The organism is Actinomycetota bacterium, assembly GCA_018333515.1.
Classification (GTDB): domain Bacteria; phylum Actinomycetota; class Aquicultoria; order Aquicultorales; family Aquicultoraceae; genus Aquicultor.
Genome location: JAGXSZ010000033.1, coordinates 1 through 21885 on the forward strand (window position 1 = coordinate 1; position 21885 = coordinate 21885).

The 21885-nt window shown below is 52.7% G+C and carries 26 protein-coding genes and 1 tRNA gene; 11 read left to right on the forward strand and 16 right to left on the reverse strand.

Annotated elements, in window-relative coordinates; all coding sequences use genetic code 11:
- Positions 1-345 precede the first annotated feature (345 nt).
- The 3 genes from KGZ93_09390 to KGZ93_09400 form a co-directional block, all read right to left on the reverse strand.
- Positions 346-1092, reverse strand: a complete 747-nt coding sequence (locus KGZ93_09390; GenBank protein MBS3909813.1) for a helix-hairpin-helix domain-containing protein — start codon at positions 1090-1092, stop codon at positions 346-348.
- 58 nt (positions 1093-1150) lie between these two features.
- Positions 1151-3688 carry a leucine--tRNA ligase gene (leuS, locus tag KGZ93_09395; protein MBS3909814.1) on the reverse strand — a complete coding sequence of 846 codons (2538 nt, stop codon included), beginning with the start codon at positions 3686-3688 and terminating at the stop codon, positions 1151-1153.
- A gap of 56 nt (positions 3689-3744) precedes the next feature.
- Positions 3745-3816, reverse strand: a tRNA-Ala gene (locus KGZ93_09400).
- A gap of 278 nt (positions 3817-4094) precedes the next feature.
- Between KGZ93_09400 and KGZ93_09405 the strand changes: the two genes are divergently transcribed.
- Genes KGZ93_09405 through KGZ93_09425 form a run of 5 tightly spaced genes read left to right on the forward strand, consistent with a single transcriptional unit; the run spans position 4095 to position 9341 of the window.
- Positions 4095-5270: an S-layer homology domain-containing protein gene (locus KGZ93_09405; protein ID MBS3909815.1), complete on the forward strand. Its 1176-nt coding sequence runs from the start codon at positions 4095-4097 to the stop codon at positions 5268-5270.
- A 22-nt stretch (positions 5271-5292) separates the two neighbouring features.
- A complete protein-coding gene (locus KGZ93_09410) occupies positions 5293-6612 on the forward strand; it encodes an ABC transporter substrate-binding protein (protein MBS3909816.1) in 1320 nt (439 codons plus the stop codon).
- On the forward strand, positions 6572-7369 hold the full coding sequence (locus tag KGZ93_09415) for a sugar ABC transporter permease (GenBank protein MBS3909817.1): 798 nt from the start codon (positions 6572-6574) through the stop codon (positions 7367-7369). Before KGZ93_09410 ends, KGZ93_09415 begins: the two co-directional genes overlap by 41 nt.
- Positions 7370-7384: 15 nt before the next feature.
- A complete protein-coding gene (locus KGZ93_09420; GenBank protein MBS3909818.1) occupies positions 7385-8227 on the forward strand; it encodes a carbohydrate ABC transporter permease in 843 nt (280 codons plus the stop codon).
- 16 nt (positions 8228-8243) lie between these two features.
- The gene (locus KGZ93_09425; GenBank protein ID MBS3909819.1) at positions 8244-9341 is read left to right on the forward strand and encodes an ABC transporter ATP-binding protein; all 1098 of its coding nucleotides are present in this window, start codon (positions 8244-8246) and stop codon (positions 9339-9341) included.
- A gap of 77 nt (positions 9342-9418) precedes the next feature.
- On the opposite strand, the gene rsfS is transcribed toward KGZ93_09425, so the two are convergent.
- Genes rsfS through nadD form a run of 4 tightly spaced genes read right to left on the reverse strand, consistent with a single transcriptional unit; the run spans position 9419 to position 12097 of the window.
- Positions 9419-9766, reverse strand: a complete 348-nt coding sequence (gene rsfS / locus KGZ93_09430; protein ID MBS3909820.1) for a ribosome silencing factor — start codon at positions 9764-9766, stop codon at positions 9419-9421.
- A 15-nt stretch (positions 9767-9781) separates the two neighbouring features.
- Entirely contained in the window at positions 9782-10894 is a 1113-nt protein-coding gene (locus KGZ93_09435) for an LCP family protein (protein MBS3909821.1), read from the reverse strand.
- Positions 10866-11471 carry a bis(5'-nucleosyl)-tetraphosphatase (symmetrical) YqeK gene (gene yqeK / locus KGZ93_09440; protein ID MBS3909822.1) on the reverse strand — a complete coding sequence of 202 codons (606 nt, stop codon included), beginning with the start codon at positions 11469-11471 and terminating at the stop codon, positions 10866-10868. Before yqeK ends, KGZ93_09435 begins: the two co-directional genes overlap by 29 nt.
- Complete coding sequence (nadD, locus tag KGZ93_09445; protein MBS3909823.1) at positions 11459-12097, reverse strand: nicotinate-nucleotide adenylyltransferase; 639 nt, start codon at positions 12095-12097, stop codon at positions 11459-11461. The genes yqeK and nadD overlap by 13 nt, the downstream gene beginning before the upstream one ends.
- 272 nt (positions 12098-12369) lie before the next feature.
- Here nadD and KGZ93_09450 point away from each other — a divergent pair, with 272 nt between their 5' ends.
- The gene (locus KGZ93_09450) at positions 12370-13497 is read left to right on the forward strand and encodes a PQQ-dependent sugar dehydrogenase (protein MBS3909824.1); all 1128 of its coding nucleotides are present in this window, start codon (positions 12370-12372) and stop codon (positions 13495-13497) included.
- Positions 13498-13537: 40 nt separating this feature from the next.
- On the opposite strand, the gene KGZ93_09455 is transcribed toward KGZ93_09450, so the two are convergent.
- The 3 genes from KGZ93_09455 to KGZ93_09465 form a co-directional block, all read right to left on the reverse strand.
- Entirely contained in the window at positions 13538-14050 is a 513-nt protein-coding gene (locus tag KGZ93_09455) for a nitroreductase (GenBank protein MBS3909825.1), read from the reverse strand.
- A gap of 298 nt (positions 14051-14348) precedes the next feature.
- Positions 14349-15011 carry an endonuclease III gene (nth, locus tag KGZ93_09460; protein ID MBS3909826.1) on the reverse strand — a complete coding sequence of 221 codons (663 nt, stop codon included), beginning with the start codon at positions 15009-15011 and terminating at the stop codon, positions 14349-14351.
- A gap of 66 nt (positions 15012-15077) precedes the next feature.
- Entirely contained in the window at positions 15078-15281 is a 204-nt protein-coding gene (locus tag KGZ93_09465) for a ferredoxin (protein ID MBS3909827.1), read from the reverse strand.
- A 194-nt stretch (positions 15282-15475) separates the two neighbouring features.
- Here KGZ93_09465 and KGZ93_09470 point away from each other — a divergent pair, with 194 nt between their 5' ends.
- The 3 genes from KGZ93_09470 to KGZ93_09480 all read left to right on the forward strand — a co-directional run bounded on the left by KGZ93_09470 (position 15476) and on the right by KGZ93_09480 (position 17231).
- A complete protein-coding gene (locus tag KGZ93_09470; GenBank protein ID MBS3909828.1) occupies positions 15476-15901 on the forward strand; it encodes a hypothetical protein in 426 nt (141 codons plus the stop codon).
- A gap of 184 nt (positions 15902-16085) precedes the next feature.
- Positions 16086-16613, forward strand: a complete 528-nt coding sequence (locus KGZ93_09475; protein ID MBS3909829.1) for a ferritin family protein — start codon at positions 16086-16088, stop codon at positions 16611-16613.
- 192 nt (positions 16614-16805) lie between these two features.
- On the forward strand, positions 16806-17231 hold the full coding sequence (locus KGZ93_09480) for an FKBP-type peptidyl-prolyl cis-trans isomerase (protein ID MBS3909830.1): 426 nt from the start codon (positions 16806-16808) through the stop codon (positions 17229-17231).
- A gap of 113 nt (positions 17232-17344) precedes the next feature.
- On the opposite strand, the gene KGZ93_09485 is transcribed toward KGZ93_09480, so the two are convergent.
- From KGZ93_09485 to ccsA, 3 genes are all read right to left on the reverse strand, one after another.
- Complete coding sequence (locus KGZ93_09485) at positions 17345-17881, reverse strand: heavy-metal-associated domain-containing protein (protein ID MBS3909831.1); 537 nt, start codon at positions 17879-17881, stop codon at positions 17345-17347.
- A 70-nt stretch (positions 17882-17951) separates the two neighbouring features.
- Positions 17952-18575 (reverse strand): hypothetical protein, encoded by a 624-nt coding sequence (locus tag KGZ93_09490; protein ID MBS3909832.1) that lies wholly within the window; start codon positions 18573-18575, stop codon positions 17952-17954.
- A gap of 25 nt (positions 18576-18600) precedes the next feature.
- Positions 18601-19557, reverse strand: a complete 957-nt coding sequence (ccsA, locus tag KGZ93_09495; protein MBS3909833.1) for a cytochrome c biogenesis protein CcsA — start codon at positions 19555-19557, stop codon at positions 18601-18603.
- Between the two features lie 130 nt (positions 19558-19687).
- Between ccsA and KGZ93_09500 the strand changes: the two genes are divergently transcribed.
- Entirely contained in the window at positions 19688-20068 is a 381-nt protein-coding gene (locus KGZ93_09500) for an STAS domain-containing protein (protein ID MBS3909834.1), read from the forward strand.
- Positions 20069-20159: 91 nt separating this feature from the next.
- On the opposite strand, the gene KGZ93_09505 is transcribed toward KGZ93_09500, so the two are convergent.
- The 3 genes from KGZ93_09505 to pyrE form a co-directional block, all read right to left on the reverse strand.
- On the reverse strand, positions 20160-20273 hold the full coding sequence (locus KGZ93_09505) for a DsrE/DsrF/DrsH-like family protein (protein ID MBS3909835.1): 114 nt from the start codon (positions 20271-20273) through the stop codon (positions 20160-20162).
- Positions 20274-20282: 9 nt separating this feature from the next.
- A complete protein-coding gene (locus tag KGZ93_09510) occupies positions 20283-20651 on the reverse strand; it encodes a DsrE/DsrF/DrsH-like family protein (GenBank protein MBS3909836.1) in 369 nt (122 codons plus the stop codon).
- Between the two features lie 155 nt (positions 20652-20806).
- Complete coding sequence (gene pyrE, locus KGZ93_09515) at positions 20807-21361, reverse strand: orotate phosphoribosyltransferase (GenBank protein ID MBS3909837.1); 555 nt, start codon at positions 21359-21361, stop codon at positions 20807-20809.
- A 186-nt stretch (positions 21362-21547) separates the two neighbouring features.
- On the opposite strand from pyrE, the gene KGZ93_09520 reads away from it, so the two are divergent.
- Complete coding sequence (locus tag KGZ93_09520) at positions 21548-21871, forward strand: cupin domain-containing protein (protein ID MBS3909838.1); 324 nt, start codon at positions 21548-21550, stop codon at positions 21869-21871.
- The last annotated feature ends 14 nt before the right edge of the window (positions 21872-21885 follow it).

Here is a 21885-nt window from a genome sequence, read left to right on the forward strand (position 1 = left end):
AACAGGCGAGCACGTTTCTCGCTGCACGGCATCAGCGGCTTCTTTCTGCGATCCAAAACAAACACTGCCATCGAAAACTCCTTTTGTTCAGCCCTTACGGGCCCTGTGACGCGCCCCTTGCGAGGCGTCTCCCCTCGGGAATGTCACCAACCGGCTCCTGCTTGTCAGCAGCGACCCGAACCTTCGGCGCTTTACCTTTCGCCAGCATGATCCGGGTCTTGCAGAGCAGCGAACTGAGGAAGCATTCGCTGGTGCGTCTTAACGACCCGTTGGTAACGGAGTTTGATGTGGTTTACATCTCACTCTCCCTGGTCAACTTAAGCTTGCTTTCACAAGCTCCGCCCTTTAGTGCGGGGTGGTTGACTCGACCGATATCTCATCTTTGAGCGCATCGAACTTCTTCTGACCGATGCCGTCGATTTGCATGATGTCCTCGACACGCCTGAAAGGACCATTTTTCGTGCGGTGGTCGATGATTTTCTTGGCGGTCACCTCGCCCACCCCCGGCAAGGAATCGAGCTGCTCGGCGGTGGCCAGGTTTATGTTGACTTTGCCGCCCGCGGATGTCGGGTCACCGATGACGCCGGAATCAGAGCCGGCGCTCACCCCGGCTACAGGCCGCGGTACTTCTCCTTTTTTCGGCACGTAGACCCGTTGTCCATCGATAAGCTCGGCGGCGAGGTTGAGTGCGTCTTCATCGGCATCGGGCGCACCGCCTCCCGCGACCCCAATGGCATCCACGATGCGACTCCCATCTTTGAGCACGTAAACACCGGGTTTGGCGACCGCGCCCGCGACATGGATGTGGAGTTGGACCGGTTCTTTCGCGGACGTCGTCTTCGGCTCCTCTCGTTGCTCTCGGGACGTCGTTCGTTCATCCGCTTTGACTACGACTACCGGCTTCGGCCTGGAGTTTATATAGAACAACGCGCTGCCGACGACCGTCACTATGAGCAATACTATAATCGCGGCCAACTGGCGGTTGTCAATCGAAAACCCGCGGCTCTGGAGCTTATCGCATATGTCTACGACGATTTCTTCCGCTTTACGCTTGTCCCTGGGGTTGTCTGTCGTACCGTTGTGCTTTTGCATAAAAGCGTTATTCGATGGAGTGGAGGCGGTTCCCTGCTGAGAGATTAAGAATTTTTGCTTACGACTGCTCGATCACAATATTGACGAGCTTGCCCGGCACGATGAAGATGTTTTTAATATCCGCGTCCCCGACGTAGGTATTGACCTTGTCCGAGGCGAGCGCTATCTCCTTCATCTCGCCTTCGGCGATGTCGGCGGCGACGGTGATTTTGTCTCTCACCTTGCCGTTTATTTGCACGACAAGAGTCACCTCTTCGGCTTTGGCGAACTCGGGGTCGAACGCCGGCCAGGCCTGCAGGTGGACGCTGTCGGCATTGCCCAACCCCTCCCACAACTCCTCAATGAGATGCGGCGCGAACGGCGCGAGCAGCAGCACCAGACTATCGATAGCTTCGCGCATAACCGCGGGGTTACGCTGAGCGGACTCGTTATATTTATACAGCGTGTTTACCAGCTCCATGACCGCGCTTATCGCGGTATTGAAGCTGAACCGCCCGATGTCTTCGGTCACGCGTTTTATGGTGCGGTGGACCATGAAGCGTACTTCGCGATCGTGCTGACCTAAGCCATCAGCAGAGCCGGCACCCGCCGCAGGTGCATCGTGTGCCTGTCTTGAAAAATTGAAAGTTGCTTCATTGCCGGCTCCTGCCTCTACAACCAGCGCTTTACTATCCTCGACCAGTCGCCACACCCGGTTCAAGAAGCGGTACGAGCCCTCTACGCCCCGGTCGCTCCACTCCAGCTCTTTTTCCGGGGGTGAGGCGAAGAGAATAAAGAGGCGCGCGGTGTCCGCGCCGTAGCGGCTGATGATTTTGCCGGGGTCTACGACATTCCCCTTCGATTTCGACATCTTAGCGCCGTCTTTTATGACCATCCCCTGCGTAAGCAGGTTGGTAAAGGGCTCGATGACGCCGACAAGCCCCATATCGCTCAGAACCTTGGTGAAGAAGCGCGAGTAGAGCAAGTGTAAAACAGCGTGCTCGATGCCTCCGATATACTGGTCGACCGGCATCCAGTAGTCTACCGCATCTTTCGTAAACGGCAGCGTCTCATCGTGAGGGCTGCAGTAGCGCAAGAAGTACCAGGATGAATCGATAAAGGTGTCCATGGTGTCGGTTTCGCGCCGCGCCGCGCCGCCGCATGCCGGGCAAGCTGTGTGAATAAATGACTCGTGGCGCGCGAGCGGGGAACCGCCCGAACCGGTTATCTCCACGTCGTCCGGTAGCTTAATCGGCAGGTCTTCTACTTTTGCGGGCACGACGCCGCAGTTATCGCAGTAGACCATCGGTATCGGGTTGCCCCAGTAGCGCTGGCGCGATATGAGCCAGTCACGCAGGCGGTAGTTGACCGCCGCCTCGCCGAGACCCCGCTCCTTCAGGTACCCGGTGACCCCTGTAACCCCCTGGGCCTGCGGCATGCCGTCGAACGGCCCGGAGTTGACCATAACCCCTTCTCCCTCGTAGGCTTGCGCCATCGTCGAGGAAGCCAGCTGCTCACCTTCCGGCTGGATAACAACTCGGATTGGCAGGTCGTATTTCGTAGCGAACTCGAAGTCGCGCTGGTCGTGCGCGGGCACCGCCATGACCGCGCCGGTCCCGTAACCCATAAGCACGTAATCCGCGAGATAAACCGGGATGTCCTCCCCGTTAACCGGGTTTATAGCATAGGCTCCCGTAAAGAAACCGTTCTTCTCTTTCTCGGCCGAGGTACGGTCGATTTCGGTCTCGGACGCGACTTTATGGCGAAACTCCTTCGCGCCGGCCTCATATTCAGTGCCCGCGACGAGTCTATCGACCAACGGGTGCTCGGGCGCCAGCAGGAAGAAAGTCGAGCCATATAAAGTATCCGGCCTGGTAGTAAAGACAGAGACCTTCTCGCCGCCGCCTTTTATCTCGAAGTCGACATAAGCGCCTTCGCTCCGGCCTATCCAGTTGCGCTGCATTATCTTGACGCGTTCCGGCCATCCGTCGAGGTCGTCCAAATCATATAGCAAACGCTCAGCGTAATCGGTTATCTTAAAGAACCATTGCTCCAACTCGCGCTGCTCGGCAACCGTACCGCAACGCCAGCACCCCCCAGCCTCCACCTGCTCGTTGGCGAGGACAGTCTCGCAGCCCGGGCACCAGTTAACGGTAGCTTTTTTGCGATACGCCAGGCCGCGCTCGTAGAACTTGAGAAAGAGCCACTGGCCCCAGCGGTAGTAGTCGGGGCCGGCCGTGTTTACCTCGCGGCTCCAATCGTAGCTCAAACCCATCTGCTTGAGCTGAACCCGCATGCTTTCGATATTGCCGAAGGTCCATTTCTTCGGGTGGATGCCGCGCGCTATCGCCGCGTTCTCGGCCGGCATGCCGAAGGCGTCGTAGCCTATCGGATGGAGCACGTTATAGCCGTTCATCTTATTATACCTGGCGACGACATCGCCTATCGAATAATTGCGAACATGGCCCATATGGAGCGCGCCCGATGGATAAGGGAACATCTCGAGGATGTATTTCTTGGGTTTTGAGTTGTCCTCATAGGTGCGGTAGATGTCCCGCTCCGCCCATCTATTCCGCCATTTGGCTTCGATTATTTTGTGGTCGTACCGGTCGGCCATCTTCATCCTCCATCTGCATATTCGAAAAAAGCCACCCGCAAAGGGTGGCTTTTCTGTGGAGCCAGAGGGATTTGAACCCTCGACCCCTTGGCTGCCAGCCAAGTGCTCTCCCGCTGAGCTATGGCCCCATTCGTCTACGCGCACTCAATTATTATAGCGAGTTCGCGCCGTTATGCCTAGCCCGCGCATCCTTGCGCATCTCAAATTTTCGTCTATTTAATGTCAACCGAGATTTGTTACTGTTCGAGATGCTCAAACCATTCCGCTACGCTTCATTGAGCATACTAAAGTATTAGCCGGCCGGCCCTTGACATCCCGCCGGCTCTTGTATTATAATCAGTAATAGTTTGCATAATCTTCTATTGTTACTGCTTCGCGCAGCTTACTTCTAAGAAAGGAGCTTTGCATGAAAAAATCTATCTTTTTTGTCGCCTTGCTTTTAGTAGCCGTTTTAGTGTTGGCGGCGTCATCCGGTATGGCATCCACCCCAAAACCATCGATAAGCGTCGATTTAGACGCGCTTACCATCGATGGGGTTGGCTTTGAGCTTTCGACCACCGGCACAGTCGAGCAATTTTCCGGAACACAAGCTACGAAGGAAACCTATGATTTTGAGGTTGATACCGACACTACTTTCTACCTTGAGCTGGTTGGGCTTGAAGAGAACGACACCCTAAGCATTCGCACTGGCGGCAAGCAAATCATTTCCATGAATATTCCTCGTCTTACCGCCAAGGCGGATTATGCGGCCCTAGGTCATGGTGGCCTACGGGACAAAAATATTTATCCCGCACTAAAAATCACAGGTTTTGGCCCGCCCCAGGCGCAACTTATTGTAACTATTGAAGAAGAAGATATCGTTAAGTACCAAGAAAAGATAAAAACGGAAGCAAATGGCGCCTACGCGTTCCTAGTCCCTAAAAGCTGGTCGATAGGTAAAACAGCCACCGGCAAAGTAGCATATGCGCACAGCTCAGGGGGTACAATTACTAAAACTTTCAGTATTCCGCGCTTTCGCGATATTCCGACGGGCTACTGGGCCTTCAAAGAAATAGAAGCGCTTGCCGAGTGGGGCGCAATTTCGGGGCACACGACAGCGCCAAACACCAGGATATTCCAGCCAAATCTTCCGATCAACAGATCACAGCTCGCCAAGATTTTGCTTATAGCGCTCGATGAAACCACAAGTGTTACCCATGAGAAAGCCTTTTCGGACATTCCGGCGACTCATGGGTCTTGGCCCCATGTGGAAGCGGCAAACAAGCTCGGCTTTATACATGGATACCGGGTTGGCTCTAAAAAAGAGTTTCGCCCGGAAAAAGCGGTATCGAGAGCGGAATTAGCAGCCATTTTAGTGAGGGCGGCCGGTTTGCTCGATGAGGCGGAACAAAGTATGAACACAAAAACAGCCTTTAAGGACGATTCAAGTATTCCGAAGTGGGCACGCGGTTATATTGTTATTGCCGCAAAACATGGAATAATCAAAGGCTCTCAGGACAACACTTTCAATGCCGCAAAGTCGACTTCTCGAGCGGAAGCAGCCGTCGCAGTGGCAAGACTGGTGCTGCAAGATGACCGATAAGAAGCTGAAAGGAGCAGGGCTGATGATTGATTCAAAGTTTAAAGGACGCAAATTTGTTTCTTTGATTTTGGTGGCCGCGCTTATCGCGACTATTGTGATAATTCCGGCGACGGCCGGGGTTGCGAATGCCCGCGAAGATAAAGTAGTCCTAAAAGTATGGGCGCCAAAGAGCGTCGATACGCAAAAAAGCGTTAAAGAAGCCGAGTTGCGTTTTCAAAAACAACATCCAAATATTGAAATAGTAAGAGAATCTTTTGAAGACCCCGTTGCGGGTAAAACCAAGTTCCTGGCGGCTATCAAAGCAGGAAACGCACCTGACGTCGGATTCGTCAACCTGTGGTGGCTGCCGGACTTTGCCATGAACGGCTGGCTGGTGCCGCTTGATTCTTTTGCGGACCAGCGATTAAAGGCCGACATTCTGCCTCCGTTCATTCGCTCCGCGTCCCATGGCGGAAAACTTTACGGCCTCTTCTCCGGGACCGATTGCGCGGTTGTCGTCTACCGAAAGGATCTGTTAAAGAAGGCCGGCATAAAGCCCCCGGCTCCGGGAGAAGCCTGGACACAGGCTCAATTTATAGCGGCGGCGAAAAAACTTACAAAGCCCGGCGTCTGGGGTCTTGGCATAAACGCAAAGCGCGAAGGGCCGACGACCTATACGCAACTCCCCTTCTTCTGGATGCAGGGCGGCAAAATATTGGATAAAAACGGAAAACCGGCCTTTAATAGCCCCGCCGCGGTAAAATCATTTCAATTCTATCATGATCTTGTGTATAAACATAAGGTCACACCTCCGGAGATAACCTCATACGGCTTTGATGACGTCGCGAGAGGCGTCGCCGCCGGACGATTTGCCATGGCCTTAATGGGAAGCTGGCAGCCGAGCAACCTCGAAAAGATGGGCAATCTGAAGGGCAAGATCGGCGTCATGCTATATCCTGTGCCAAAGAAGGGCATGCGCCCAACCACGATACACGGCGGCTGGCCCATGGTAATTCTTACCAAGGATAAGAAAAAGCAGGAAGCGGCCTGGAAATATATTAGCTATATGTTTTCTACCAAAGTACAATCCGACATGACTAAGGAACAGGGAAATCTACCGGTAAGGAAATCAATTTATCAGAATGACGCATTTTTCAAAACACGCTGGATGAAGGTATTTCAGGCGCAACTTATGAGCGCCAAGCATAAGCCCGGCGACCCGATCTATATGACGGTTCAGGACGAATATACAATCGCGCTAATCGAAGTTCTAATGAATAAGAAAACGCCCAAACAAGCACTAAGGGACGCCGAGGATAGAGTTGAAAAGAGAGCAAGGGCCGGGGGGCTTTGGCAGTGGTAGGCTGACGACAAATTTCAAGGGTAGCGGCATCTACATCTGGATGCTGCTACCTGTTATCTTATTAGAGACGGCAATCTCACTCTATCCCACGCTTTACACATTTTTTATGAGCCTTACAAACGCGACTCTCAGGTCAAACAATTTTGAATTCGTTGGCTTGTCAAACTATCTAAGGGCTATCGGCGATTCATTCTTTAGGCAATCATTTGTTCTAACGCTAATCTATATGGCGGCGGCTATCGTTCTCAGGCTCATCGCCGGTATTGGCCTGGCGCTCCTCCTAAACAAGAGGGCCGTTAGCGCCACTGTCGCCCGCGGCTCTATTCTCGTCCCCTGGATAATGGGAGAAGTGGTGGTAGCGGCTATTTGGCTGTGGATACTCGACCACCAAACAGGCCTGCTAAACGCGCTGTTACAGGTAGCCCACATCCCGCCGCAGGCCTGGCTGGCTTATCCAACGCTCGCAATTGCCTCGGTAGTATGGGTTGCGCTCTGGAGAAACCTCGCCTTTTCATTTTTTATACAGTTTGCCGCAATACAATCGATACCGCCGGATTTATACGAAGCGGCAAGAGTGGACGGAGCTTCTTATCTTTCAAGCCTTCGCTATATTACGATTCCTCTTATTAAAGTGCCGATTCTAATATCGTTCCTCAACGGCGAGCTGGGATACGGGGCGGCTTTATCCGGCCTAATACTATTAGGAAATTTAGCGCTCTGTCTAATATACTTGGCGGTTTTGCGTATATCGAAGTAGAAGGAGCTAATGTAGGTGCGCAGGCATAGAACAGAAAAAATAAGACAGTTTATAACCTGGGTATTGTCGGTGGCTATAATTACTATAATGCTTTTCCCCGTCGCCTGGACCTTTTTGACCTCTATAAAAGATCCGGCGGAAATCTTTGATTATCCCCCGTCATTACTTAGCGAGAATCCAACCTTGGTAAATTATATTTACGTCCTGACGCAAACAGCTATACCAAAGCAACTTATAAATAGCATCTTTGTCGCGATTGCGGCCATACTGATAACAATTATCGCCTCAAGCCTTGCCGGGTACAGCCTTGCGCGTAGCCGTCTTAAAGGCAAAAACGCCTTATCTCTTGCCATACTAGCTATTCATATGGTATCGGGAATCGGAAATGTTATCGCCTTGTACATAATCGCATACCAACTTAGACTGCTTGACTCACTTCCCTTTCTTGCCCTGATTTACGCATCCGCCGCTACGCCTTTTTCCGTCTGGTTTATGCGGGGATACTTCGAGAAGATTCCGACTGAGCTGGAAGACGCGGCCATGGTCGATGGTTGTAGTAGATGGCAATCATTTTTTAGAATATCTATTCCTCTCGCCGCGCCGGCCCTTGTCACTGTTTCACTCTATAGTTTTGCCATAGCCTGGAATGAATTTATAATCGCCTCTATTCTTTTATCGAGCGAAACTAAGAAAACACTTCCGCTTGGAATTTATTCTTTTGTTACTTTCCATGGTGGGTTTGAATGGGGCTACATAACAGCAACCGCGATTATTGGCGTACTGCCGGTGCTGGTGCTCTTCCTTTCGTTGCAAAAATATTTCCTGGCGGGATTAATGGGCGGCAGCCTGAAAGAATAGTAGAAGAGGGCTTGAATTGGGTGGCGTAAGATTCGATCGGGTAACAAAACTATACGGCCGCATTACCGCGGTCAAGGATGTAGATTTTGATGCGGCGGATGGGGAGTTTCTTGTTCTTCTTGGCCCTTCCGGCTGCGGAAAGACAACGATCCTTAGGCTTGCCGCAGGCCTTGAGCGGCCCACTCACGGAAGAGTCTACATCGATGATGCCGACGTTACTGATATTGAGCCGAAAGATAGAAATATAGCGATGGTTTTTCAGTCATACGCACTCTACCCCCACATGGACGTCGGTGAAAATCTATCTTTCGGTCTTAAGATGCGCGGCATCCCAACCGACGAAAGAGAGAAGCGGGTTAACGGAATTGCCGGCATGCTCGGCATCGAGCACTTGCTTAAGCGAAAACCGAAGGAGCTTTCCGGGGGCGAGAAACAGCGGGTCGCTGTTGGAAGAGCCATTGTTAGAAACCCAAGTGTATTTCTTATGGACGAGCCGCTAAGTAGCCTTGACGCAAAACTACGCGTACAAATGCGCGCCGAACTGCTCAGGCTTCACCGGGAACTCGGAACGACATTTTTGTATGTTACGCATGATCAGACCGAAGCAACCATGCTTGGAAACCGAATTGCCGTAATAAACAACGGTCAAGTACGGCAAATCGGATCGCCTGATGAAATCTATAGAAATCCCGTCAATCTTTTTGTGGCTGGTTTTATCGGCACCCCGCCAATGAATCTTGTCTCGGCAACTTTTTATCAGAAAGAAAAAACTTTCTTTAGTTTAGGAGAAGCACAGGTAGGGATCGATGACCGTGCGCATGAGGCATTGATAAGAAACGGCTTTCATGTAGGTGACAAAGTTGTTATTGGTATACGGCCGGGAGACATAAGCGCCGGGCTAATTGAAACAAAAGACGAGCCCTCTCTGAAAGGGACCATCGAACTAGTTGAAGTGCTCGGAACGGAGGTCTTCGTACACGTACAAACCCAGGTTGGTGTTTTGACCGCAAAACATGTAGGAAATTTATCGTTTAGGGTTGGCGACGCCATCCGGGTAAGCTTAAAACAAAACGCTATTCATATCTTCGACCCCGAAACCGGCAACCGTATATAGCGGGAACATTTGACTGGAGTTCCGCAGCCGATAGGCAAACGGGGCGATGGGGACAGTCAACGCCCCCCGCGCCCTGCCTAGCCCGTCTCCCAGGTGCGCCGCGGAGCGTCCGACCACAACTTCTCGAGCTGATAGAAATTGCGCTGCTCTTGCGTGAATACATGGACGATGACCGCGCCGAAATCGAGCAGTATCCAGCTCTTTTCTTTGTCGCCCTCCAGGCCGATTTTGCGCACCTTCAGCTCGCGCAGCTTGTCCTCGATGTTCTCGGCGATAGTCTGCACCTGGCGGCCGGTTTGGCCGCTACAAATCATGAAATAATCGGTGATGACGAAGATGCCGCTGACGTCGATGATGGATATGTCGGTCGCTAGTTTTTCCGCCGCCGCCTGCGCGGCTATCTCTACTATTTCTTGCGCTTCCAGTTTATGGCCTCCTAGTTAGTTGGTGCTCTTGAAATCCTTACCCACTATTATCGCGATTTCCGCCACATCCTGCGAGATAAGGTGCGTCGCCACCGTGCCGACGCCGAGTATCTGCTGGATGGTCTTGGCTCTCTCTTTATACTCCTCTTTATATACGACTATCTGGGTCTTAGTATAGCTGAAATTGCTGGCGTTCTTGACATCGGTGACCATGAATCCGTTCGAGGTCAGCCGCTGCGAAATCTCGCGCCCTATCCCCGGCGTCCCGGAACCATTCAAGACTATCACGCGGACCGTATCCGATTTGACTACCCTATTTATGCCCCACAGCGCGAAAACCAGCCGGTTTACCTCGTCGTTGTTGGGCTCATAATACGGCTCCCCGTTGATGCTGACAAACTTTACCGGCAACGGGATGATATCGGTATTGGCCGAATTTATCTTGCCTACTTCACGGCTGTAAGCCCGAACCTCGTTTTCGAAGAAACCGGTCTCCACGGATTTGTCGAAGACTACGTTGAAGCGCTTCTCATTGATAAGATATTCGAAATCGCCGTAGTGGAGCACGACATGGTTTTCAATCGGCACCTGCAGCAGGTCCTCAACGGCTTTGCGGGTCGAGTTCAGGCCGACATTGTACGATTGGCTAATCTGGTCGAGCCCGAGCCCCGGAATATTGAGATAGACTTTGTCGGGGATGCTGATCGCTTTAATCGAGCCGTTTTGAAAATCTACCTTGGCTAAGAGCAATCCTTTCGCGCTCTTGCGGCCGGCAGTCTCCTCCACGCCGATGACCAACAGATTCATCAGCTTTCGCGTCGCTGGCTGCCGCGGCTCATCGTCGGTCGAGGCCTGGGCGCTCTCGGACGCCACCTCGGCCTTAGGCTCGACCGCGCTTTGAGCGGCATTCTTGCCCGGTTCCTTCACCTGCGTCGCCGAACGCGCAAACATACCGCTGTAAATACCCCAAGCGATAAAGACGGCAACCGCCAACGACACTACCGCTAAAAAGAATAAAAAGAGGTTTCTCCGACGGCGCCTGCCTTTTTCCTTCTTGAGGCGGTCGGCACGCGAGGTAGCTCTATCGGTTTCCTGTGCTTCAAAGAAGTCGTCCATGTTCTTGCGCAACTAACCTATTCCATACTTCGACCGTTATCGGGTGTATCAATTTTCTCGCCCTAATAAGGTGTGCCAGCGAATGCGCGTACGCCTCGCGAAATACCTCATCCAGCCCTTCCAGCGCCATGTGACGGAGCCTATCCAGCCCGGGATACGCCCGGCCCGGCTCTATCATATCCGCTATATAGATTATCTTATCAAAGTCGGTCATCGAACAAGACCCTATTGTATGATACGCGATAGCATCGAGTATCTCCCGGTCGACTATTCCGAGTTCTTCTTTGACCATACAAGCACCGAGTTCAGAGTGCAAGAGATACGGCGCCTCTCTCTCGACCGGATTGGCCTCGATGCCGAATTTGGCCGCCGCCGCCAGCTGTTCGGCGCCGCTCATCGATTTAGCGTAATCATGGAGCAAGCCCGCGAGGTATGCTTTCTCCTCATCCAAGCCATAGGCGTGGGCCATATCAGCGGCCGTCCGCGCCGTGCCGAGACTATGCTCGAAATGTCGCGGCGTCAACCGTGTTTTTAGCTTTTCTTTTATGAATCCGACATCGTCCATGCTCGACCTTTTCAGTCCTTCCAAAACGCGGACTTCTTAATATAGCTCGCTACGCCTTCGGGAACGAGATATCTGATGGGCTGGTCTTCCCTCACCCGCCGGCGAATGTCGGTAGATGAGATGGCGAGCGCGGGTATCTCCATAATCGACACCCTTGGCCGACCGGGCTCTCTCCCCTCACCTTCGGGTAGAACATGGAGTTTCTTGAACTTCTCGAGGCTGTACCCTGGTCGCGTCGCGGCGATAAATTCGGTTAACTCGACGAGTTCTTCGGCGTTTTTCCAGGTAAGAATCTCCCAGACGGCATCCGCGCCGGTGATGAAGAACACCGTCGTGTCGGGACCGAATATCTGCTGCAGCTGGGCGAGTGTGTCTATCGTATAAGACGGCCCCTTCCGCTCGATTTCAAGGCGCGAGACGACGAAATCGGGGTTGGATGCCGTGGCTATGACGGTGAGAAGATATCGCTCCTCCGGCAAGAGGATTTCCCGGTCGCTCTTGTGCGGCGGGACGCCCGCCGGCATGAACATCACCTTGTCGAGTTTGAACTGCGATAGAGCCTCTTCCGCCGTGACCAGGTGTCCGTAGTGAATCGGGTTAAAAGTACCGCCCATGACCCCGATGCGCGATATTTTCTCTTCCATCGACATCTCTTCCCTTTCTCAAAAACCCGCCGGCGGGTCTTGCGTTTGCGGGCAAGTCCTTCGCTGTCAGTAATTATAGCAGCAAATAGGAGGCGCGAGAATCGCGCGAACTTGCGCGACCCCATGAAGCGGTTAAGGTACAATTAGTCGCTCGAATAAAAGTAGTAGCTAAACCCGTAATCGCCTATGCGAGCCTACAACCGCCTATGCGGACCCGTAATCGCCTCCGCGGGGAAGATGCTTGTTTAAACAGGTCGCTGACGGGGTAGAATTCGAGCATGAAAACAACAAGGTCGCCGACTCGTCACTACGCTGTTTACATCGTCTCGATGGTCGTCCTACTGCTAGCCGGATGTGCCCAACAGACGACGAAAACGACCACGACCACCGCGCCGGGCGACAGCGCCAACGGTGACGCCGCACCGAAATCCGCTTACCCGGCCGAGATAAAAGGCCTCGACTCCCCGACTTCGATGGCGTTCACGCCGGACGGCCGCATTTTCATAACCGAGAGAGTCGGTCGCATCCGCGTCTTCAAAGATGGCGAACTCCAGGATGAGCCCTTCGCCGTAATAAAAGTCCCGCGGATACTCGGGTACCACGAGACGGGACTCCTGGGAATCGCCATATCCTCCAACTATCAAGCTCTTCCTTATGTTTACGTTTACCACACGTACGATAAAGACGGCGCGCTCTTCAATAGGGTCGTAAGGTTTAAAGCCGACGGAGACGCTCAGCCCGGACCCGAAACCATAATGGACGACATCCCGGGCGGCAGAATTCACAATGGCGGCATCCTCGTCTTCGGGCCGAACGAAAGGCTCTTTATCTCGACCGGGGATGCCGGGGATGCCGGCCTCGCTCAGGATATAGAATCGACCGGCGGCAAAGTCTTGCGGGTGAACGCGGATGGTGAAATCCCATCCGACAACCCCTTCCCCGGGTCGCCGGTCTACTCGTATGGGCATCGAAACATCTTCGGGATGGCGATCGAGCCGGTCACAAATACGCTCTTCGTAACGGAGAACGGCCCCGCGGACAACGATGAGATAAACAAAATCGAAGCGGGCAAGAACTATGGCTGGCCCGAGGTGACCGGAGAGGCTCGTGACGCGCGATTCGTAGACCCGGTTGCGGTCTATAGTAAATCTATCGCGCCGACGCAAGCTATCTTCTACACCGGAGATCGCTTCCCCGAAATGCGCGACACCTTCGTTTTTGGCGCCTACAACACGCGCGAGGTGCGCGCTATCGAATTCGCCGGTCCCGATTTCGATACGGTCGTCGCCGATAACGCGGTCGTGAACTTCGATGAACAGGTCATCGGTGTCGCCCAAGCACCCGACGGCTCTTTCTATGTGATCGGCTCGAACACGATCGAGAGAATTGACCGGTTAGAGCGCTAACAACACGTAGGTCAAAGGTTGTTGCTCTTTGCTTCAAAAGTTATTGGATTTTCTCGCGCATGAACACCAGCTTGTCGAGTTCTTCACGCTTCCCGATAAGCTTGGCCGGCTCGGGATGGCCTACGGCGACCACCGCCATCAGCTCGTAGCTTTCGGGGGCGTCGAGACCCTGCCTTACCATCTCGGCCTTGGCGAGTATTTGGCCAAGCCAGCACGCGCCGAGACCCAGCCCATGGGCCTGCAGAAGCATGTTTTGGATGCAAGCACCCACCGCCTGGGCGTCTTTTATCTTATCGTATATGACGAGACGGTCGAGGAATACCGCTATCAGGGTGTCCGCGCTAAGAATTATAGTCGAATATTTTGTCGCGGCCGCGAGCCGTTTTTTCGTCTCCATGCCGCGTATAACCGCGAAACGCCACGGCTGGTTGTTGAGACCCGAGGGGGCCCACCTGCCCGCTTCCAGAAGCGTGTCGATATCCTTATCGCTGACAGGTTCACCCGTATATTTGCGCACACTTCTTCTTGTTTGTATGAGTTCAAGTATGTCCAATTATCCCCTCCCGCGATTAGCCTTATTGGTCTTCTTGTTCACTCTCTATTACTAAATTTATTAAATAACTAACTTAAACGAGCGGTGTTACTTTGAGATTTAGAAGTATCAAGGAGCAAACCATATATTAAATACAGGTCGAGATCTTAAATCGGTTTTTATCATACTGAATGGCTCAGATTAGAAGATATTATACGTTGTTGCCGATAAAACGTCTAGTATGCCTGGCTATAGTATAAGCAAGCGCAAGATCGGCCGGGCGAATCCCGCCGACACCCGCTTTATTGACGCACCGGCGTTATCGGGTCGCCATCGTCCGCACTTTGAATGCCGAGGGACAGACATCATTCAGCAAGCATCTGTCGCAACGAGGCTTTTTCGCATCGCAAACTGCCCGGCCATGCTCTATCATCAGATAGGTAAATCCAAACCAATCGCCGTTTGGGACAACCTCCATCAGGTCACGCTCTATCTTGTCGGGGTTATCATTCTCGGTGAGTCCGAGGCGCCGGGACAGGCGCTTCACGTGGGTGTCGACCGCGATTCCGACGACCACGCCATGAGCGTTCCCGAGGACTATGTTGGCGGTCTTGCGCGCCACGCCGGGCAGCTCTAAAATCTCATCCATCGTCGATGGGATTTTCCCGCCGAATCTATCGAGCACCACCACCGCGGCGCCCTTTATGCTCTTAGCCTTGTTTCTGAAAAAACCGGTCGGCCTAACATCCCGCTCCAACTCCTCGAGGCCGGCCCGCGCATAATCGCCGACATCCCTATATTTCTTGAAGAGTTCCGCGGTGACTTCGTTTACCTTCTTGTCGGTACATTGGGCCGAGAGAATGACCGCCACCAACAGCTCAAAGTCGTTAGAATAATTCAGGACTATGCCCGCATTCTTGTATTCTTCTTTCAATCTCCCGATGATTTCTCCGGCGCGCTCTGCTATTTGGGTTCTCTTCACTTATCACCGCCTCGTCTGTCTATCAATCTATCTATCTGTCTTAGCGATCATGAGCTTGGCACTTGGTTATTTTGAGGCCCGCTTATCGATTAGTTTGATCGCGCCCGTGGGGCACTCCTCCGCCGCCTCTTCACAGCAGCCCTCCTCCTCGCAGTCGGCGCCTTTGATGACGTGCGATATCCCGTCGTTATGGACGGTAAATACGCGCGGGCAAAGCAGTTCGCAGTTTCCGCATCCGATACAAAGACCGGGGTCTACCTTTGGTATCATTCATATCCTCCATTGTTAAAGCGACGCCACTGAAGACAATTGTAGCAAAAACCGTAGGCCATGACCGCCAAACATTTGATGCCGCGACATCGCGCCGAAGGTGTGAGAACCACGCTTTCCGGGTAAAGACGAAGGTAAATCGCACCTATGCGCCCGTTCAGGTTGTAAGGGGCAAGACTTAAGGAGGAATAATCATGGCCGCAGTGGAACGCAAAGAATATTTCGAAGAAGGCATCGAGAAGTGGCTTAGGCTCGAAGACGATACGATAGCGAGCTGTGAAAAGATCATCGACGCGAGCGATAACGCCATGGTGAAGTTGATGGCCGGACTCGTAAAGACCGACTCCCGGAAACACATCGAGATTCTCAACTTCATCAAGGAAGCGCTCGACGGAACCATTACGCTGACTCCGGAGGAACTCGGAGATATCTCGGAGCTGCTGGATGCGCACATCCAAATCGAAAAAGACTCGATAACCCTTGGGGAAGCCGAGTACGAGGAGAGCCGGCACTTCGTCGTCCGCCACCTTCTCTCATACTTAATCATGGATGAAACGAAGCACTTCAAGATATTTAACCAGCTGCGGGACTACAAGAGAAAGCTCTACCCGTACGTTTAGGCTATCGGCATGCCGGTTTCGTCGGCGCTATCTCGCGCGCGCCCTGTATCGTTGCACTCGCCTGCCCTATCCGGTTGGCCCTGCTCGGCACGGGGGGCAAATTAGCCGAGCGCTTGGTATAATATCTAATGATCTTCGTCGAACTTAATCTTTAGGTCGATTTCATAGGGGTCTTAAGAAAGGAATGATGTTAGTGGAACGAGCGTACTGTGACGCGCTGCGCGTAGCTTTCGAATTCGAGCACAACGGTGAGTTGTTTTACCGTCAACTTATCGACAAGGTAACCGATCCTTTTGCGAAGAAAGTCCTTATTTTTCTCGCGGACGAAGAGGTCGAGCACGTACGGAAAATCACGGCGTTCAACGACCACCTCTTGGGGAACGGAGACTTCGACATCGCGACCGAGTGCCGCCTAGACCTCACCGACCGCATTCAAGGACTCGTCGCGGAGCGGATGAAAAGCACCGAAAAAGGTGTCGAACCGTTGGCCGACGATATCGACATATACGATATCGCGCTCACGATGGAGACGCGTAGCTACGAACTCTATGAGAAGGCGCTGGAGGAAGCCGAAGATGAGCGCGTGGAGACTTTCTTCCGCTTCATGGTCGCCGAAGAGCAGCAACACTACGACCTCCTCGCCAACTCCAAAAAATACCTTACCGACCCCGCCTATTATTTCGAAGAGTACGGCGGCTGGATTTTCGGCTAACCAAGCGTTGTCAAAGGGCTCGACACGAGCCCTTTTTATTTTGCCCGCGCCTCGGGCCAAGCACGTCCGAAAATTGACATAACAGCACTTTAGCGATAGGATATAGAACCAGACAATATAAGCAATCAGACTAATCGGGGCGAGAACCCGGTTTTTAAGTTGAGCCTGATTTTTACGAGAAAGGATTCGATTATGCTTATCAAAAAAGGGTCGACGGTGACATTCGCATACAAGCTTTTCCACGATGAGACCCTGATGGATGAGACCCTCGACGGCAAGCCCATGACCTACACGCAAGGCGAAGGCAGCCTTATAGTCGGCCTCGAAAAGGAGATGGACGGCCTAAAGCGGGGTGACAAGAGATCGATAACCGTCACTCCCGAAGACGCCTATGGGATGCACACGGAGGAAAGAATAATCCGCGTGCCGCGCAAAGAAATCCCCAAAGAAGCGGACGTACACGTCGGCGACAAGGTTCCCGGCAAGGACCCGGAAGGTGAAATGCTCGTCGGCACTATCGTCGAGATAAACGATGAGTTCGTCAGCATCGATTTCAACCACGAGCTGGCAGGTAAAGAGTTGCGCTTCGAGGTGGAGGTAATAGAGGTCGCGAACTAGCCGAAGACATACTTGGGAGCACGGCATGATTTGGCCGCGGAATCATGCCGTTAAAAAGACAGCGACTCGTGTGAGCCGCTGTCTTTTGTGTTTTATTAAAGCCTATCGAGTGCCTACTTCTGCGTATCTTCAGCGCTAGCCTTCGCCGGCTCGGTAGATGTTATCTTTTGGCTGGTCACTTGTCCCTGATGGTTCGCCTTGCTGAGAGCTTCGATAATTTTGTCCTCGCTCACCTTGCTCCCGTCATATTGTACTTCACATAGCTGGTTATCGTAATCGGCCCTTACTTGGCCGATGCCGCCGGTAGTCCCAAACTGGGCCGCGATGGTCTCCAAACAATCGGTACCCGCCAACTCGACCAGTTTAAACGTGGCCACTTTTGCCTTCGACGCGTCGATTGTGCCGACCGTCTTTACCTCCACGCCCGTCATCGGCGGCGATAGCGGCTGATTCGAATTGACAGGAGCCACTTCGGCATTGTTCGCCGCCTGATTCGTGTTACCCGGTTGGAGCGCGTAATACACCAATACCGCCAGCGACATAACGATAACCGCTATCGCGGCCACCTGATTCGTGTTCGGACCGGTCTTAACATTAGCTTGTGGTTGAGGTTTTGCGGACGGTCTTCCCTTTACTTTCCGTTTAGCCATCAAATCACTCCTTACAGTAAATCCTTATCCTGATTTTCTCAAGAAATGAGCATCAAGTAAAGAGAGTATCCTAGCCCTGCTTCGAGCGGCGAACCAATGAGGCTATCTCTCTCGGGTAAAACGACATCAGAGTCCCAACAGTAATGAGCGCGGTCGAAAACCAGAAGATACCGAGATGGCGCCGGATATCGGCGACGAGCACCAGGTCGAAAACGAATACTACGAAACCGAGATGGAGCAGGGCCGAGCCGATCTGAACGAGCGCGCCCTCCCGTTCGAATACGAGCGTGCCTGTGCGCGCGCCTGTCAGCACGACCACCACCAGCTGGAGCAGGGCCGATATCAGCAATAAAAAACCCAGCCCCCAAGCGAAACCCCACAATATCCCGACCATCGCGCTCAAGGCCAGGATAACGAAGCTCGACTGGAGCAGATATGTTCGCGGGATAAACCTCTTCGGTATGCACATACACAAAGCGAGCACGAGCGCGACGACAAACGGATAAGCATACGCGTTCATCCGGCCGAGATAATCGGCGTAAAGCGGGCCTCTCGTCCAATTCGGGTTGTTTATGCTATTATTCCAACTCTCCAGGGTCCCGTAGATAAAGACCGCGGAGAGCGCGGTGAGGATTGCGACCGTCGCAAGCGCCAACACATAGTCGTATACGCCCGGTTTTGTCACCTTCAACATGCCGTCGGCACCTCCCTATCGACTCTTAACCATACGAATGAACACCCGGAATCAGATATGTCGTAATATAAGTCAGGACTAAGGCCACGAAGCAGAGAACCCCCAGGGACGCGGTGACCGCCCACATCCCACGCCTCTGCAAATGAAGGCGCGAGTGGAGATAAGCCGTATATAGCATCCACATCAGAATGGACATATTTACCTTCGGAGACCACCACCACGGCTCGTTGGGCCAAGCCTTCAGCGCCCACGGGTAGCTCACGAGCATACCGAAGGTCAACAGGGTATAACCGAGCCGTGCATAACGATACGCGATGTTATCGAAAGCCGTCTCTCCCCTCTTTATCAGCATGAAGACCGACGCGAGAAACGAGACAATCAGCGCGGCATACGATATAAACAAGAGCGGCGGATGTATCCACATATAGGTCGAGTTATAGAAATAGACGACTTTGCCGTAAAACATCTGGAAGAACCGCATCTGTGTGGCGGGGTCCCCGCTATTCATCGCCATCTGATAATTCATGATTTCCCCATGGAGACCGGGCAGCGGCTCGGTAAAAGGGTTCGACGTGAGCATTGTTAAGTAGACGAACCCGGCAAAGACGACATTTAGCCAACAGCTAAAGGTCTTGTTCTCGGCGCGTCGATAGACGAAATAGGTAAATAGCCCCAAGAATATCGCCCAGAAATAGAGCTTCTCGCTCTCGATCCAGAGCGGGGCCGTCAATTTGCCGACAACGAGCGCGTTCGATGGATTGATAATTTGCACGCTCGTATATATTTGATAGTGAAACCACACCAGCACCGCGAAACCGAGAAGCAGCGAGGCAACGGTCGCGATCAACACGCGGCCGGCATGCGCGCTCCCGGCCACGCTCAAGGCCGCCAGCACCGTCGCTAAGGTGACGAGAAGTATTAACAGGTAGAGGTCGAGCCCTTGCAGAAACTCTCTCGCCTGAAGATAGGTTGCTATATCCACATCTCCCCCACATTTCGGTTTGCCGCCGGCACGGAAATTTAACCGGCCGACTAAAAAGCCTTTCAGCGACAGGCTTGCTTACCAAAGTCTATTTTACCAGCTATACTGTCAATTAGGGAGAATTGATTGAATGAACCAACCAGAAAAGCGCGCTCACATACAGATAAACCTCGGCAGCATCGATGGTTTTCCGCTCGTAACATTGGATGGCGAGTGCGATGCCTTCACGGCGCCGTTCATTCACGGCGCGGTCGGCGCCCTCATCGACGCCGGTTATACCGGAATAATCATCGACATCACCGACCTGCGATATATGGACGGGGCCGGATTCGAGGCGCTCGATAGTTGTTGCACGAAAATTAAAGCGGTCGACGGCATGCTTCTCATAGTAAATCCCGGAAAGAACGTCGAGAATATCTACGAAATGTTGCGGGAGAAAGAGAGCTGTGAGATAGAGCGGGATGTCGAGAGCGCGCTTGCAAGATTAAGGGAGACCAAGTGCCGAAAATAAACAATGGAAAATAAATAATGGGCACGACCACATCGTGCCCATTATTTACCGCGTATCGGCCCCGGACATCCGGCGCCCTCAACGACCAACTTTAGATAAACCAGTTGATCTGCGAATCTAATGCTTCCGAGATAGCTTTAGAAGCGCCCGCCGGCTCTCCCATTCCATCTATCAGGTCTTCACGCTTTAATCCAAAAGCGTCCATGGTCATTTGTCACGGGATGAACTCTACGTCGGATAAGAGAGCCATTTCGATAAGCTCGTCGAGGCTAGCGACCCTTTCATGTTTGAATATCTTCTTCATCATCCAAGTGCCCATTCCGCCCATGTTCAACCTGGATATCTTAAGCTTGTCTGTGCCGCCTTTGCGCATTACCGCGAGCATCTTTGTCATCAAACTCTTGCCCGTAATGCCCTTTTTGTTCTTTTTGAACGCCAATAGGCCCCAGAACGTGACGAAGACCGTCACCTTTACATCATAGGCCGCCGCGGTTGTGGCAAGAATTAATTGCGGATAAACTTTGTCTAGATCGTCGCTCCATGCGATAATGGTAGCTTTTTTGGGTTTTTCGGCTTCGCTCACGTTGCCTCCTTAATACATTACATTATTCACGCGCGCTCAAATCGGAAAATCATCGTATCGCGCGCGCATAGTGTATCTATTACCATTTGTCGGGTAGCTCGCGGTGAAAGATAATACCATACGGGGTATATTATATAACAATCCACAACGAATAGCTAGTATTGTTCTGCTTTCGTCACACCGAAATCAGCCGGGGTATACAGTACCTCTAGATTATAGCCTTTGCCCCGTATTATCTCGCTGCCGCCCTGCTCGCGGTCGACCAGACAGACGACTTTTAAGACCCGGTGCCCCTCGGCTTCGACAGCCTCTATCGCCTCGACTACCGAGCCGCCTTTGGTTATCACATCGTCGACAATGACGACGCTCGAGTTCGGCCGGATGGGTCCTTCTATCCGCTTCATCATACCGTGAGACTTCATGCCCTTCCTGACCAAAAATGCCGATACCGGTCTCCCCTTTTCGTAACTGCGCATAGAGACCGCGGTCGCGATAGGGTCGGCGCCGAGTGTAAGTCCGCCGACCGCGTCGGCGTCTTCGAGCATATCGGAGAGTACCTCCCCGATTAAAAAAGCGCCCTTGGCATCGAGCGTGACCTTCCGGCAGTCTATATAATAATTGCTCTTTTCGCCCGACGAGAGCGTGACCTCACCAATTACGACCGCTTTCTCCTTCAAATAATCCCGTAGTTCGTCTTTGTAGCCGCTCATCAAGTCCCTCCTATTTTTTACTTCGAACAGTGTAGCACAAATATCGCCTGCTATCACTTCGATAATCCGGCGGCGCGGCGCGCACGTCGCCGACATTATGCTACGATACACAGAACACGTCTAAGATGTAGAATCATAAGACGCGGGTCGCGAAAGTGATATCGGCTCGCTCGAAGGAGGCGACAAGTGGAAGAAGTGAAAACCCATATCGCAAACATCAACGATTTAGTCGAGTTTGCCAAAGAAGGCACGGTCAGTAAGACCCTGGTCGACAACGCAAAGAGCAAGATCGTTCTCTTTATGATGTCTAAGGGGCAATCGCTCTCGGAGCACACCGCCGGCACGCCGGCCATAATTCATATTTTGAGCGGTACGGCCAAGGTGCGGCTCGACAAAGAGGCGCATGAGGCGACGCCGGGCTCGTTGATATTTATGCCGCCAAAACTCGTTCACGCGGTCGATGCCGAAGACGACCTGGTCTTTTTGCTGACGCTGGTGCGAGGTAGTTAGAAAAACGGTTTGGG